This window comes from Photobacterium arenosum (genome assembly GCF_014841115.1).
Lineage (GTDB): Bacteria > Pseudomonadota > Gammaproteobacteria > Enterobacterales > Vibrionaceae > Photobacterium > Photobacterium arenosum.
In genome coordinates, this window is sequence record NZ_JACYTP010000004.1 from 82,436 (window position 1) to 96,260 (window position 13,825).

General features: G+C 52.7%; 12 protein-coding genes and 1 tRNA gene. 6 read left to right on the forward strand and 7 right to left on the reverse strand.

Annotation, left to right across the window (positions count from 1 at the left end; genetic code table 11):
- Nucleotides 1-264 precede the first annotated feature (264 nt).
- On the forward strand, nt 265-948 hold the full coding sequence (locus IFO68_RS08170; protein ID WP_192015448.1) for a hypothetical protein: 684 nt from the start codon (nt 265-267) through the stop codon (nt 946-948).
- A gap of 343 nt (nt 949-1,291) precedes the next feature.
- On the opposite strand, the gene IFO68_RS08175 is transcribed toward IFO68_RS08170, so the two are convergent.
- The 5 genes from IFO68_RS08175 to rpsU form a co-directional block, all read right to left on the reverse strand.
- Nucleotides 1,292-1,367: transfer RNA gene (locus IFO68_RS08175), tRNA-Ile, on the reverse strand.
- A 196-nt stretch (nt 1,368-1,563) separates the two neighbouring features.
- A complete protein-coding gene (rpoD, locus tag IFO68_RS08180; RefSeq protein ID WP_192015449.1) occupies nt 1,564-3,405 on the reverse strand; it encodes an RNA polymerase sigma factor RpoD in 1,842 nt (613 codons plus the stop codon).
- Nucleotides 3,406-3,497: 92 nt separating this feature from the next.
- Nucleotides 3,498-5,255, reverse strand: coding sequence for a DNA primase (gene dnaG / locus IFO68_RS08185; RefSeq protein WP_192015450.1), 1,758 nt, complete (start codon nt 5,253-5,255; stop codon nt 3,498-3,500).
- 95 nt (nt 5,256-5,350) lie between these two features.
- Nucleotides 5,351-5,794, reverse strand: coding sequence for a GatB/YqeY domain-containing protein (locus tag IFO68_RS08190; protein ID WP_027251933.1), 444 nt, complete (start codon nt 5,792-5,794; stop codon nt 5,351-5,353).
- 24 nt (nt 5,795-5,818) lie between these two features.
- On the reverse strand, nt 5,819-6,034 hold the full coding sequence (gene rpsU, locus IFO68_RS08195; protein WP_002537656.1) for a 30S ribosomal protein S21: 216 nt from the start codon (nt 6,032-6,034) through the stop codon (nt 5,819-5,821).
- Nucleotides 6,035-6,249: 215 nt separating this feature from the next.
- Here rpsU and tsaD point away from each other — a divergent pair, with 215 nt between their 5' ends.
- A complete protein-coding gene (gene tsaD, locus IFO68_RS08200) occupies nt 6,250-7,266 on the forward strand; it encodes a tRNA (adenosine(37)-N6)-threonylcarbamoyltransferase complex transferase subunit TsaD (protein ID WP_192015451.1) in 1,017 nt (338 codons plus the stop codon).
- 58 nt (nt 7,267-7,324) lie between these two features.
- On the opposite strand, the gene plsY is transcribed toward tsaD, so the two are convergent.
- Nucleotides 7,325-7,933, reverse strand: coding sequence for a glycerol-3-phosphate 1-O-acyltransferase PlsY (gene plsY, locus IFO68_RS08205; protein WP_192015452.1), 609 nt, complete (start codon nt 7,931-7,933; stop codon nt 7,325-7,327).
- Nucleotides 7,934-8,227: 294 nt separating this feature from the next.
- Between plsY and folB the strand changes: the two genes are divergently transcribed.
- From folB to IFO68_RS08220, 3 genes are all read left to right on the forward strand, one after another.
- Nucleotides 8,228-8,584 carry a dihydroneopterin aldolase gene (gene folB, locus IFO68_RS08210; protein ID WP_046222375.1) on the forward strand — a complete coding sequence of 119 codons (357 nt, stop codon included), beginning with the start codon at nt 8,228-8,230 and terminating at the stop codon, nt 8,582-8,584.
- A complete protein-coding gene (gene folK, locus IFO68_RS08215) occupies nt 8,577-9,068 on the forward strand; it encodes a 2-amino-4-hydroxy-6-hydroxymethyldihydropteridine diphosphokinase (RefSeq protein ID WP_192015453.1) in 492 nt (163 codons plus the stop codon). The genes folB and folK overlap by 8 nt, the downstream gene beginning before the upstream one ends.
- Before the next feature lie 92 nt (nt 9,069-9,160).
- Entirely contained in the window at nt 9,161-9,967 is an 807-nt protein-coding gene (locus tag IFO68_RS08220; protein WP_192015454.1) for an undecaprenyl-diphosphate phosphatase, read from the forward strand.
- Between the two features lie 126 nt (nt 9,968-10,093).
- Here the strand turns inward: IFO68_RS08220 and IFO68_RS08225 are convergent, their stop codons facing one another.
- Complete coding sequence (locus IFO68_RS08225) at nt 10,094-11,314, reverse strand: multifunctional CCA addition/repair protein (protein ID WP_192015455.1); 1,221 nt, start codon at nt 11,312-11,314, stop codon at nt 10,094-10,096.
- Between the two features lie 103 nt (nt 11,315-11,417).
- Here IFO68_RS08225 and IFO68_RS08230 point away from each other — a divergent pair, with 103 nt between their 5' ends.
- Nucleotides 11,418-13,706: an AAA family ATPase gene (locus IFO68_RS08230; RefSeq protein WP_192015456.1), complete on the forward strand. Its 2,289-nt coding sequence runs from the start codon at nt 11,418-11,420 to the stop codon at nt 13,704-13,706.
- The last annotated feature ends 119 nt before the right edge of the window (nt 13,707-13,825 follow it).

Genomic DNA, 13,825 nt, shown 5'->3' on the forward strand with positions numbered 1-13,825 from the left:
TCTCCGTACTCTAATTATGTGTGCAAGTAATTAGGGGAGGTACACTCACATTTCAGATCATCCCATGCTTGTTGGGTTTCTGCTTAATCGGGAAAAGGCTCGGTGAGTATGGCTTGGACTTGTTCTTTCAGGGTTGTGGTGATTGGTAGTGAGGATAGGTTTTCTAAAGGTGTAACTTTGATTATATTAAACTCCATGATTATCAGTATCATAGTGTTAATATGTGTTTAATTTTATACATGACTCAGGAGTGCGAGAGCTACTATGGATATGGCGGAGTTTTTCAGACAATACTTAGCTGAGTTGTCGGGACAGTTAAAAGTATCAAACTTGTATCTTACAATCTTTGCTGCTCTGCTAGGCGCTGTGGCTGGTGTACTTCTTACAGTCTTAGTATCTATTTTCTCCGGGTTCTTAAGGAAGTTGAGCTATAACAAGTCGACTAGAATACAGTTACATCAGCTAGCTGAGTCTAATATTATGCGGTGCCAAGTTAATATAGGTATTCTTCAGAATGAAATTGCCGGTTTATCTTCCCAAGGAAAATTCACTTTAAATGGCCTAGCTTTGCTTCAAGACTATGAACATACGTTACTTTATGCACCTGCCAATTTTAGACCGACAGAACTCTTTTTAATCCGCATGCAAATTACAGCCTTGAACTCTCATCATGCACAACTAACTGCAATATTAGAACAAAGAGCTAGACTCGATATAGAAATTAGAAAAGCGCCGTCAGGTCAACAAGAGATGGAGTTAACAGGATTAAGGCTTGAATATGATCGACACCTTAATAAGAGATTCTCGGATATACGGGAGTTCTCAGAAGCACTGAGAGACTATCTTGAGCTTGGAAGCTTCAAGAGATTTGTCATTAACTTTATCCCTTTAAAAGTAGTTCAAAATAAATCAATGGAAGCAGTTACAGAACCATTCACCAACAATTGACACCAACACACCACATTAAAATCCTAGATCGCTGGGTCGGTCACACCAGACTGGCCCCGTCACTACCACCCAGCCCTTACTCTGCCTGAATTACTGCATGGTTTGTTGAGTTTCCGTAATTGTCGCGACGGCGGCGGCGGTCCAGTCAGAGTCTTGTCTTTGGCTGCGATTTTAGGCGGTTTGCCGTCGTCATCGACGAACAAATTACATCAGAATTTTCGGTAATTTCATCACTATTAACTCAGCATAATAGAAGTGGACAGTTTGAAGGCATGACGGACCGGATATAGACCGGCCAAAACGAAAAAAGGCTCATGGATTTCTCCATAAGCCTTCTGGAATCTGGTGGCCCCTCCCAGACTTGAACTGGGGACCAAGCGATTATGAGTCGCCTGCTCTAACCACTGAGCTAAGGGGCCAAATGTGCCACCGATTATATGGGATGGGTGGGGCATTGTCTACCTGCTATGGGGCAAGTTTTGTTTGTTTCTTAGGCAGTTAAATGCAGGCAAGCCCTTGCGTGGCAAGGGGTGTGAGCGAGGTCGCATGTGCGGCGGGCAAAGAAAAAGCGGGCTGTTTAGCCCGCTTTGTGATGTGGTGTTTCTGGTGAGTGGCTTACTCGTCCAGGAAGCTGCGCAGCACGTCGGAACGGCTTGGGTGGCGCAGTTTACGCAGGGCTTTGGCTTCGATCTGACGGATACGCTCACGGGTAACGTCAAACTGTTTGCCCACTTCTTCCAGTGTATGGTCTGTGTTCATGTCGATACCAAAACGCATACGCAGTACTTTGGCTTCACGTGGGGTCAGGCCAGCCAGTACTTCGTTGGTGGCCGCACGCAGGTTAGTTGCCGTGGCAGAATCCATTGGCAGCTGCAGCGTGGTATCTTCAATGAAATCACCCAGATGTGAATCTTCATCATCACCGATTGGGGTTTCCATCGAGATTGGCTCTTTGGCAATCTTCAGCACTTTGCGGATTTTGTCTTCCGGCATTTGCATGCGTTCAGCCAGTTCTTCCGGCAGTGGTTCACGGCCCATCTCCTGAAGCATCTGGCGAGAGATACGGTTCAGTTTGTTGATGGTTTCGATCATGTGAACAGGGATACGAATCGTACGTGCCTGATCTGCGATTGAACGTGTGATTGCCTGACGGATCCACCAAGTGGCGTAAGTCGAGAACTTGTAACCGCGACGGTATTCAAATTTATCAACCGCTTTCATCAGACCAATGTTACCTTCCTGGATCAGATCCAGGAATTGCAGGCCACGGTTGGTGTATTTCTTGGCGATAGAAATAACCAGACGCAGGTTGGCCTCAACCATTTCTTTCTTGGCGCGGCGTGCTTTGGCTTCACCGATAGACATACGGCGGCTGATGTCTTTGATACGCTCAATCGACAGGCCGGTTTCATCTTCCAGTATGCGCAGCTTCAGCGAGGCACGACGCAGGTCTTCTTCGTAGTTTTTCAGGCGCTCGGCATACGGTTTGCCTGAGTTCAGTGCTTCGTCGATCCACGCAGAAGAAGATTCATTACCGCTGAACAGCTGTACGAAGGTCTTCTTCGGCATTTTGCTGTTGTCGACACACATACGCATGATCAGGCGCTCATTGGTACGCACCTTATCCATGGAATCACGCAGTGAGCTGACCAGACGGTCAAACTGTTTCGGGATCAGACGGAACTGCTTGAAAATTTCAGACAGCTCGGCAATAGCGACTTCAGTATCCGGGTGATGACGGCCATTGGTATCGATGGCTTTGGCCATATTTTCGTAAGAGATACGCAGTTCTTTGAACTTCTCGCGTGCCACTTCCGGATCGATGCTGCCGTCGTCTTCTTCTTCTGAATCGTCGTCATCGTCTTCAAGATCTTTGTCTTCATCTTCAAGATCAGTTTCACTTAACTCGGAACCGATGTGCGTGGCTGTCGGAGCGGCCGTCTCTTCTTCGTTAGGATCCACGAAGCCTGAAATGATATCAGTCAGACGCAGCTCTTCTGCTTCAACCTTGTCAAACTGCTCAAGCAGATGCGAGATTGCTGACGGGTACTCAGCAACAGAACACTGAACCTGATTGATACCATCTTCGATGCGTTTAGCGATGTCGATTTCGCCTTCGCGGGTCAACAGCTCAACTGTACCCATTTCGCGCATGTACATACGAACCGGGTCAGTGGTACGGCCGATTTCGCTTTCTACGCTCGATAATGCCTGAGCCGCCGCTTCAATGGCGTCTTCATCGGCGTTATCTTCAGTCATCATGAGTTCATCGGCATCAGGGGCGGTTTCCACCACCTTAATACCCATGTCGTTGATCATCTGAATAATGTCTTCAACCTGATCAGAGTCAACAATGTCTTCTGGCAGGTGGTCATTAACTTCGGCATAGGTCAGATAACCTTGCTCTTTGCCTTTGGCAACAAGCAACTTTAGCTGTGACTGCGGATTTTGCTCCATAGACGATATCCAACTTAGGGTCTGAGTGAGAAAAAAGGATGCAGAAATGCAAACCAGTAATTATAACAAATGTCAGAATTGTTGACTACTTTTTAGACGGGGCGATTTAACAGCAATAGCTGAAGCTCCCGCTTCTCTTCGACTGATAAGCCGACGGTGTTCGATTTAGCCTGCAACTTCTCAATTTGTTGTGTGACGCATTGATCGATAACTTTATCCATCGCGTCAAAAAATACAGTGTGTAAACTGTCTTCATCGCTGCCGAGCGGTATTTCCCAGCTGGCCAAACGGGCCATCAGCGATGCTTGCTCGGTCTCACGCCAATCTTCTAGCAACTGTCCAGTTGTGATATTGGGATGAAGTCGACATTTATCAACTATTTTCAATAATAATTTTAAGCCCGCCAGCTCTGTGCCGGCGAAGTCATGAGTGTTCAAGCCCAGTTCAGTGGCAAAACCCGGGTTTTGCAGCAGCAGCGCAATCGCGATGCGCATCGGCGTACGCTTGATGGCGGGCTGAACCATTCTTACCGGCTTGTTGTCTCCGTGTTCGCTGATCAGCTGTTTGAGCTGCTCTTCATCAGGAAGACCGAGTTTTTGTCCTAAAACTTTCCGTAAGTATAGTCTCAGGGTGCCGCCCGGCACTTTGTCAATCAGTGGCACAGCCAGCGTACTGAGCTTGGCTTTGCCTTCCCGGCTGCTGGTATCCACCTGTTGCAGCAGGGTGGTGAACAGGAAATCAGACAGGGTCATCGCCTGTGTGATGGCCTGCTCAAAGGCTTCTTTGCCATGCTGACGCACGAAACTGTCCGGGTCTTCACCGTCGGGCAGGAACATAAATTTCAGCTGGCGGCCGTCAGTCAGGTAGGGCAGTGCCTGCTCCATCGCCCGCCAGGCCGCATCGCGACCGGCGCGGTCACCGTCATAACAGCACACCACAGTACCGGTTTGCCGGAACAGGGTCTGAATGTGCTCCCCTGTGGTCGAGGTGCCCAGTGAGGCGACGGCATAGTCGACGCCGTATTGCGCCAGGGCCACTACATCCATATAGCCTTCGACGACCAGAACGCGTTCAGGTTCCCGGTAGGTTTGCATCACCTGATACAAACCGTAGAGCTCGCGGCCTTTGTGAAAAATCGGTGTTTCCGGTGAGTTGAGATACTTGGGCGTACCTTCGCCCAGTACCCGGCCACCAAACCCGATCACCCGGCCGCGGCGGTCGTGGATCGGAAACATAATCCGGCCACGGAAACGGTCATAGCGACGGCCTTGCTCGTTTTCGATCAGCATGCCGGCGCTGACTAAATCTTGCTGTGCCTGCTCGTTGCGGCCAAAACGGCTGCGCACCAGATCCCATTGGTCAGGCACATAGCCGATGCCGAACTGTTTGACGATCTCGCCAGACAGGCCGCGTCCTTTCAGGTAGTTAATCGCCACCTGCGCATCGCTCTGACGCAACAGCGACTGATAATATTGGGCGACCTGACCCATCAGGTCATAAAGGCTTTGTTTCTCTTGTCGCTTGATGCTGCTCTGGCCGCTGGTGCCTTGTTCGCGCGGAATTTCAAGGCCAAGCTGAGACGCCAGTTCTTCGATGGCATCCACAAAGTCCAGCCGGTCGAACTCCATCACAAAATCGAGTACGTTGCCTTTTGCACCGCACCCAAAGCAATAGTAGAACTGTTTATCGGGACTGACAGAAAAAGACGGGGTTTTCTCATTGTGGAAAGGGCAGCAGGCACCGTAGTTCTTGCCTTGCTTTTTGAGTTTCACCCGCGCATCAATTACATCGACTATGTCATGCCGTGAGATGAGGTCATCGATGAATGAACGAGGGATCTTTCCTGCCATACAATGAGTGTTACCTGAAATTAACTGGGAAGAGATACAAACAAGCCGCGCATTCCCGAGAGGATAGCACGGCTTGCTGTAGAGTTGGGGCAGTTTTAACCGAGTTTGGCTTTGACCAATTGGCTAACTTTCCCCATATCGGCGCGGCCCTGCAGCTGTGGTTTAAGCACAGCCATCAGTTTACCCATGTCTTGCATAGTGCTGGCACCGGTGCTGGCGATAGCGTCTTCCAGCAGAGCGGCAACTTCGTCGTCGCTCAGCGGCTGAGGCATAAATTCTTCCAGTACGGCGATTTCAGCATGCTCAACATCGGCCAGATCCTGACGGCCTGCGGCTTCATACTGAGCCACAGAGTCACGACGCTGTTTTACCATTTTCGTCAGTACTGCCACTATGTCGTCGTCGGTCAGAGTGATCTTCTCGTCGACTTCACGTTGTTTGATGGCAGCAAGAACAAGACGGATAGCACCCAGGCGAGCTTTGTCCTTCGCCTTCATGGCTGCTTTTTGTTCGTTCTTTATACTTTCGATTAGGGCCATTACGCTGTCCTTGTTATCTGTAAATTAGTACAGACGAACGCGACGTGCGTTTTCGCGAGCCAATTTTTTCAGGTGACGCTTAACAGCCGCTGCTTTAGCGCGCTTACGTACAGTTGTTGGCTTTTCGAAGTGCTCACGACGGCGAACTTCAGAAAGGATACCTGCTTTTTCGCAAGAGCGCTTAAAACGACGTAGAGCTACGTCGAACGGTTCGTTTTCACGTACTTTGACTACTGGCATGTAATACTCACCTCAGAGTGATTCGATTAACGCTGATGATCAAAATTATCAGCTGATTAAAAATGGTGCGAAATTCTAATCTGATCCGGGGTCATTTGTAAAGCATTCTGCAAGTCAGAACTGGTGAAATTCTGTCAACAGCGGTAACATGCCCCTCCGATGTTCCGCACCGGCTTCGGCTTTCGGTTTGTAAGTATATAAGTATAGAGGTTGATATGCGTATCCTGGGCATCGAAACGTCCTGTGATGAAACAGGCGTGGCGATTTACGATGATGAGAAAGGCCTGCTGGCTCATGAGTTGTACAGCCAAGTGAAGCTGCACGCCGATTATGGTGGCGTCGTACCTGAACTGGCCTCACGGGACCATGTCAAAAAAACCATCCCGCTGATCAAGCAGGCGCTGGCCGATGCGGGTTTAACCCCGGCGGATCTGGATGGCGTTGCTTATACCGCAGGCCCCGGCTTGGTCGGCGCCCTGTTAGTGGGAGCGACCATAGGCCGCAGCCTGGCGTATGCCTGGAATCTGCCTGCGGTGGCAGTACACCATATGGAAGGCCATTTGCTGGCGCCCATGCTGGAAGACAATCCCCCTGAGTTTCCGTTTGTGGCGCTGCTGGTTTCCGGCGGTCACACCATGATGGTGGAAGTCAAAGGGATTGGCGAATACCGCATTTTGGGTGAGTCGGTTGATGATGCCGCCGGTGAAGCCTTTGATAAAACGGCCAAACTGATGGGGCTGGATTATCCCGGCGGACCGCTGCTGTCAAAACTGGCCGATAAAGGCACGGCTGGCCGCTTTACTTTCCCGCGTCCGATGACAGATCGTCCGGGCATGGATTTCAGTTTTTCCGGCCTGAAAACCTTTGCGGCCAACACCATTCGTGGCAACGATGATGATGAGCAGACCCGGGCAGACATTGCTTATGCGTTTCAGGAAGCCGTGGTGGACACCCTGGCAATCAAATGTAAGCGCGCCCTGAAAGAAACCGGCTTTAAGCGTCTGGTGATTGCTGGTGGCGTGAGCGCCAACAAGCACTTGCGTGCCGAGCTGGCGACCCTGATGGAAAAACTGGGCGGCGAAGTCTTTTATCCGCGTACTGAGTTCTGTACCGATAACGGTGCCATGATTGCCTATGCCGGGATGCAGCGCCTGAAAAATCAGGAAATCATGGATTTGAGTGTCAAAGCCCATCCGCGCTGGCCGATCGATACACTCAAGCCATTGCGCTGAGGCGGCTCAAGCCGGTCAGGCAAGCGAGCACCGGATAACACTTAACCGCCAGGACGAATCAGGGTTTCGACTGGCGGTTAAATTTATGCCATATCTTATATTCTTTGCCGTCCAGCAAACGGCGGACATTCTCGTGATGGCGCAGAATGATCAGGCACGACAGCATAGCTACCGGCATGGTGTACTGAGGTTTGACCCACCAGGTAAACATGGGTGCTATTAGCGCGGTGATCATGGATGCCAGCGAAGAATAGCCACACAACACGGCCACCACTAACCAGCTTGCAATCAGCATCCCGCTTAAATCCCAGCCAATCGGGGCCAGCGCGCCAAGTGCCGTCGCTACGCCTTTACCGCCACGGAAGTGGAAAAACAGCGGGTAAATATGCCCCAGACAGGCGGCAATCCCTATGATCCCCAGCAGAAAGGGGTTAATCCCCAGAAAATAGCTGATCCAGACCGGCAGCATGCCTTTGAGGATATCGCATATCAGCACCAGTGCCGCGGCACCCCGGCCGCCGATACGCAGGACATTGGTTGCCCCCGGATTACCCGAACCGCTGTCTCTTGGATCTGGCAGGCGGAACAGACGGCAAATCAGCACCGCACTGGAAACAGAGCCCAGCAGGTAAGCAGCGATAATGATCAGCAGCACCAATGGTGTCATAGCATCTCCAGTAAGCCCCTGACGTTGTTGTCATCCGGGGAGCGGGTGTTTATGAGCCTGTACGCCACGGCCTTTTTGGTCGTCATGAAAGTGGTAAAAATGTGATTACTCAGCGCCCACGTCTGATGACATTATGCATAACAGCTGTGGTATAGTTCATCCACTTTCAGGAGGCTGGCGTGTTTGAAACGCTGGGAGCCTGTTTTCTGTCATCAATATGATGAACTCGTCCCGATAATACGCACTTTTGCTCACATTGGGTATCCGACCTCTACACAAAATTAGCGATGGAACATGGATTCAGTATTTATCGAACATCTTGACGTTATCGCCTCTATCGGGGTGTATGACTGGGAGCAGGAAATTAAGCAGAAACTGGTGCTGGACCTGGAAATGGCCCATGACAACCAGCCGGCCGCTCTGGCCGATGATGTGTCGCTGGCGCTCGATTATGCCGCCGTCAGCCAGACAGTCACCGAATTTGTGGAGCAGGGCCGCTTTCTGCTGGTCGAGCGGGTGGCAGAGGAAGTTGCCAGCCTGATCATGACACGTTTCAACGTACCCTGGATCAAAGTGACAGTGACCAAGCCGGGCGCAGTGCCGAATGCGCGCGGTGTTGGTGTGGTGATTCAGCGGGGACGCCGTGACTAAGGTTTACATCAGCATCGGCAGTAATATCGATCGTGAGCACTATGTGCGTGCGGCGGTGGCTGAGCTGAAGCAGTTAGGATCCCAGTGTCGCGTTTCCCGTATTTTTGAAGCGGAACCTGTCGGTTTTGACGGTCCCGTTTTTTTCAATGGTGTGGTGGCTCTGGAGACAGATTTGTCGCTGAATGCCCTGCAACACAGGCTGAAAGATCTGGAAGTGCAGTATGGCCGTCAGCCGGATGCGGTGAAGAATCAGAACAGAACGCTGGATTTGGATCTGTTGCTGTTCGGCGATCGGATCAGCCCTGAAGCGCCTGCGCTGCCGCGAGCGGATATCTACAAGTTTGCTTTCGTTTTACTGCCGCTGTATGAGCTGAGCCCGCTGCTGGTGATACCGGGAGATGGACGCACTGTGGCGCAAATCTGGCAGGCATTCGACAAGCAGCAGGTATTAAGGCCGGTCGCGCTGCATTTTGACACAGTTTGACAGCAATGCACTGAACTGTCAGGGAAACCAGAGGTCAATCCATTGGCGATACACTTTCTCGTATTATGTTTTCGAAGAGTTAAAGGTAAACAATGAGTCATTTTGAAGCGTTCATGTTGGCATTGATCCAGGGGCTGACTGAATTTTTGCCGATCTCCAGTTCGGCGCATCTGATCCTGCCATCGCAGGTATTTGGCTGGGCAGATCAGGGTCTGGCTTTTGATGTTGCTGTGCATGTGGGTACGCTGGCGGCGGTTGTGATGTATTTTCGCAAAGAAGTGGTGTCTTTGCTGGCGGCCTGGTTGGCATCTATCTTCAAAGGCCACCGCTGCCGTGAAGCCAGTCTGGCGTGGATGATAGTGCTGGCGACCATTCCGGCCTGTGTGTTCGGTTTCTTTATGGCCGATATCATAGAAGTGTATCTGCGCTCTGCCTGGGTAATTGCGGTCACCACCATAGTGTTTGGTCTGCTGTTGTGGTGGGTAGATCGCCGTGCGAATCAAACCCGCGATGAGTATGATGCCAACGCCAAGCGTTCACTGTTTATTGGTCTGGCGCAGGCGGCGGCCATGATTCCCGGTACATCACGTTCAGGCGCGACCATGACAGCAGCGCTCTATCTGGGTTTTACCCGCGAAGCCGCTGCCCGTTTTTCGTTTCTGATGTCGATCCCTATCATCCTGCTGGCTGGCACGTATCTGGGGACCAAGCTGGTTGAGAGCAATGCCCCGATTGATTTTGGCGGCTTAGGGATAGGTCTGGCGGTGTCTTTCATCAGTGCTTATGCCTGTATTCATGTGTTCCTGAAGCTGGTAACGCGCGTTGGTATGCTGCCATTTGTGATTTACCGGCTGCTGCTGGGCTTTGGCCTGATCGCGTTACTGCTGAGCCAGCAGTAATTCAGCCAGAGCGAAATGAAAGGAAGCCGGACTTTGCTCCGGCTTTCTTATGCGCTGAGATTGTGCCCTGAGCTTGTGTGTTGAGATTATGCACAGAGGCTGTGTGCTGAGGTGATAAGCTATTTTTTAACGCCCCAGCACCTGCGCCGCTGCCTCGGCGCGGCGGATAGCCAGTTGTTCCTTGATGGCTGCGCCCTGGTAGCCCGCCTCAATGATGGGTTTTACTTCGACGGTCTGTACGGCCGCGAAGACATCCTGCAGAATATCGGCCTGCGGGTAGGGGTCGTCTTCAAACCCGGTCCGGCCGCGAATATCCGCCCGGCAGCAAATGGCTAGCTGTTCAACACGCTCCGGCTTTCGCCAGGCGTCTATCTGATCAAAGAGTCTGATAAAAGTGGCGGGGCGCATCTCTTGCGCGCGGTGTACTTTGGTGTGCTGAGCGCAGACCATGAGCGCGGTATCGCGATAATGGTTCGGCACTCTCAGGCGCTGGCACAGCTGGCGGATCACATCCATCCCCAGCTGGCAGTGCAGTTTATGGCTGGGCAGTTCAGCTTTGGGCGACAAGGCTTTACCCAGATCATGCACCTGGGCACTAAAGCGGATCACAGGATCGTCACTCAGCAGTGCCGCCTGATAGGACACCATCAGGGTATGGATACCGGTATCGATTTCCGGGTGCCACTTCTCGGGCTGCGGAACACCAAACAGCGCGTCGATCTCTGGCATTACGATGCCCAGTGCGCCGCACTGGCGCAGCACGGTCAGGAAGATATCCGGGCGCTCGGTATGCAGGGCACGCTCCCATTCCTGCCACACACGCTCGGGCGTCAGGGCTTCCAGCTCACCGTCAGCTACCATCTCCTGCATCAGAGCCAGCGTTTCCGGTGCAACGGTGAAGCCCTGCGGGGCAAAACGGGCAGCGAAGCGGGCGACCCGCAAGACACGCAGCGGATCTTCAACAAAAGCCTGCGATACATGGCGCAACTGACGCTTTTCTATATCCTGCTGGCCCTGATAAGGGTCGAACAAGGTGCCATCCTGCGACTCGGCAATGGCGTTGATGGTCAGATCCCGCCGCATCAGATCCTGCTCCAGTGTCACATCCGGCGCGGCGTAGCATTCAAAGCCGGTATAGCCTTTGCCCGATTTTCGTTCGGTACGGGCCAGGGCATATTCTTCTTTGGTTTTGGGGTGCAGAAAGACAGGAAAATCGCTACCTACCTGGCTGAACCCTTGATCCAGCATGTGCTGAGGTGTGGTGCCGACGACCACCCAGTCTTTGTCTTTGACGGGTAATCCCAGCAGCCGATCCCGTACCGCGCCGCCAACCAGATAAATATCCACTTTTCTCTCCTCGTCTTTTGTCAGTCTTGCCCCCGAAGGGTATACAATCGGTGTCACGAACGCTAATGTATCTCAGTTATTTTACTTCATCCCGGACGAAGACATGTACAAGGCATTTTTTGGCCTGACCGAAGCCCCGTTTTCGATTGTGCCCAGCGCACGATTTCTTTATCTCAGCGATCGCCACCGTGAAGCGCTTAATCACATGCTTGCCGGACTGACTGATGGCGGGGGGTTTGGGCTGCTCACCGGCGAAGTCGGTACCGGCAAAACCACAGTGCTGCGCGCCTTGTTATCCAAGCTGGGCGAGGAAACCCAAGTTGCTGTGGTACTGAACCCGGCGTTATCGGCCCATGAGTTGCTGGAAAGCATTTGCGATGAGCTAGGGCTGCAGGCGTCACCGCAAGACAGCTATAAGATTTTGACCGACAGACTGTACGGCCACCTTAAAGCCAATGATCAGGCTGGCCGCCATACCCTTTTACTGGTCGATGAAGCGCAGCATCTGCTGCCGGATGTACTGGAGCAGCTGCGTTTGCTGACCAACCTGGAAAATGATCAGCGTAAACTGCTGAAAGTGGTACTGGCTGGCCAGCCTGAACTGCAGCAGTTACTGCAGCAGCCGGGATTGCGTCAGCTGGCTCAGCGCATTACCTCACGCTATCACTTGTTACCCTTAACCGAAGTAGAAGTGGCAGCTTACGTCCGTTTTCGTCTTGATCAGGTCGGTTGCGCTCACCAGATTTTCTCTCCTCAGGCACTGAAGACGCTGGCCCGGGTATGCGGCGGCATTCCGCGCCAGATCAACCTGGTGTGTGATAAAGCCTTGCAGCTTGCCTGCCGGGACAGCCGATATCAGATCAACCCTGAGCACATCAAGCAGGCCAGTGAGCTGGCACTGGGATGGGCGGTCGCCCAGCCCGCACAAGTTGCGGGGTCATCGCGCAACCGGCTGGGTTGGACCATTGCAGCGATACTGGCTCCGGCATTAATTGCGGCGGGCTACTGGGGCGGTGGCTGGGTAGCAGAAAATAAGCTGGGTGCAGTCGTGCAGGAAACGGCTGTGGTGTCTGCGCCTGCTGCTTCGGGCCATTCTCCTGAAACGGACCAAGCCCAGGCGCTGACGGCACTGGAAAAACGCTGGCAAGCTGTGCTGGCTCTGCAGCCGACGGAAAGGCAAGCCATGCAGACCCTGTACCAGCTGTGGGGCTATGAAGTCTCGCCCAGTCAGGCAAACTGTCTCAGCAGTACGCGTATCGGTCTGACCTGTCAGCAAAGCAAAGGCGATCTTGCACAGCTCAGCCTGATCAATCGTCCAGCCATCCTGCCTCTGACCAATGACGATGGCGACAGCTTTTATGCGGTACTGTACGCGCTCTGGCCGGGCGAAGCCGAGCTGATGCTGGGCGGAGAGCGGCTCAGAGTGAGCCGGGAGTGGCTGCAGGCGCACTGGCAGCAAGATTATACCCTGATGTGGCGTCCGCCGATGGGGGAGAGCACCAGCATCCGTTATGGTCAGCAAGGTAGCCGGGTGGCCTGGCTGGATCAGCAGCTTAACCGTTTACTGGGTGAGCCGGGCGTGGCCAGCAGAGACTTTGATCAAAGTGTGCTGGATAAGTTACGTCGTTTTCAACAGGCTCAGGGCTTGTATGCCGACGGCATTGCCGGGCCGATGACGCTGATGGTACTGGACACTGCATTGTCGCTGCCCGGGCCGACATTGCATCAAGAGTACCGCACCGATGGTGATACTGTTATTGGCGGACACCCTATGTCGTTTTTGCCGTTACCCAGGATAACTACCGAGGCCTTGCCGGCACCGGGTTTGCCCTTATACAGTAATGCAGAACGCAGTGCTTCTGAGGTCTGGCGGCCGTTAAACTCCTCTTCTGGCGAACAGCCCTTTGGCACAGCTGCCGGTAATACTGCTGTCATGGACACAACAGCAATGGACACCGCAGCCAGTGACAGCCAGATGAACTTTCTGGATTTGGATAAACTGGATTTGTCGGGCTTGTCGCCTGAGCTGGCCAATCGGCTGCATCAGGCAATTGCTGCCACCGATCAGGCCGATACACCGGCCTTGGTGGATCCCAGAACGGTCACCGCAGCGGTTGTGAAACAAAAACCCTACGTAGCAGAAAATGTCATGACGCTGGCAGACTTGCCTCAGGGCGTTCAGGCGCGTTTACCGGCCATCAACCTGCAGACTCATATCTATTCATCCAGTGCGGACAGTCGCTGGGTTAAGGTGAACAACCGTGAAGCTTACGAAGGGGATGAGGTTGCTCCTGGCGTGACGCTGGAGAAGATTGAGCCGCGTAAGGTGATTCTGGATTTTGAGCATATCCGGTTTGAAATGGCAGCATTGTCGCAGTGGCCGTCAGGGTAAGGCTCACTATCGGCTTCAGCCGGAAAGTGTCAACCTTATTTAGGACGGGACAACGGAGACAAAAAAGGCAGCTGAGCTGCCTTTTTTGTCTTTGGAACGGCTATTAGCGCATGGCCTGG

Bases quoted from the DNA above. Each gene is read 5' to 3' on its own strand.
- dnaG (WP_192015450.1), bottom strand. From the start codon at position 5,255: ATGGCAGGAAAGATCCCTCGTTCATTCATCGATGACCTCATCTCACGG.
- IFO68_RS08190 (WP_027251933.1), bottom strand. From the start codon at position 5,794: ATGGCCCTAATCGAAAGTATAAAGAACGAACAAAAAGCAGCCATGAAG.
- tsaD (WP_192015451.1), top strand. From the start codon at position 6,250: ATGCGTATCCTGGGCATCGAAACGTCCTGTGATGAAACAGGCGTGGCG.
- IFO68_RS08170 (WP_192015448.1), top strand. From the start codon at position 265: ATGGATATGGCGGAGTTTTTCAGACAATACTTAGCTGAGTTGTCGGGA.
- rpsU (WP_002537656.1), bottom strand. From the start codon at position 6,034: ATGCCAGTAGTCAAAGTACGTGAAAACGAACCGTTCGACGTAGCTCTA.
- IFO68_RS08230 (WP_192015456.1), top strand. From the start codon at position 11,418: ATGTACAAGGCATTTTTTGGCCTGACCGAAGCCCCGTTTTCGATTGTG.
- folB (WP_046222375.1), top strand. From the start codon at position 8,228: ATGGATTCAGTATTTATCGAACATCTTGACGTTATCGCCTCTATCGGG.
- rpoD (WP_192015449.1), bottom strand. From the start codon at position 3,405: ATGGAGCAAAATCCGCAGTCACAGCTAAAGTTGCTTGTTGCCAAAGGC.
- IFO68_RS08220 (WP_192015454.1), top strand. From the start codon at position 9,161: ATGAGTCATTTTGAAGCGTTCATGTTGGCATTGATCCAGGGGCTGACT.
- plsY (WP_192015452.1), bottom strand. From the start codon at position 7,933: ATGACACCATTGGTGCTGCTGATCATTATCGCTGCTTACCTGCTGGGC.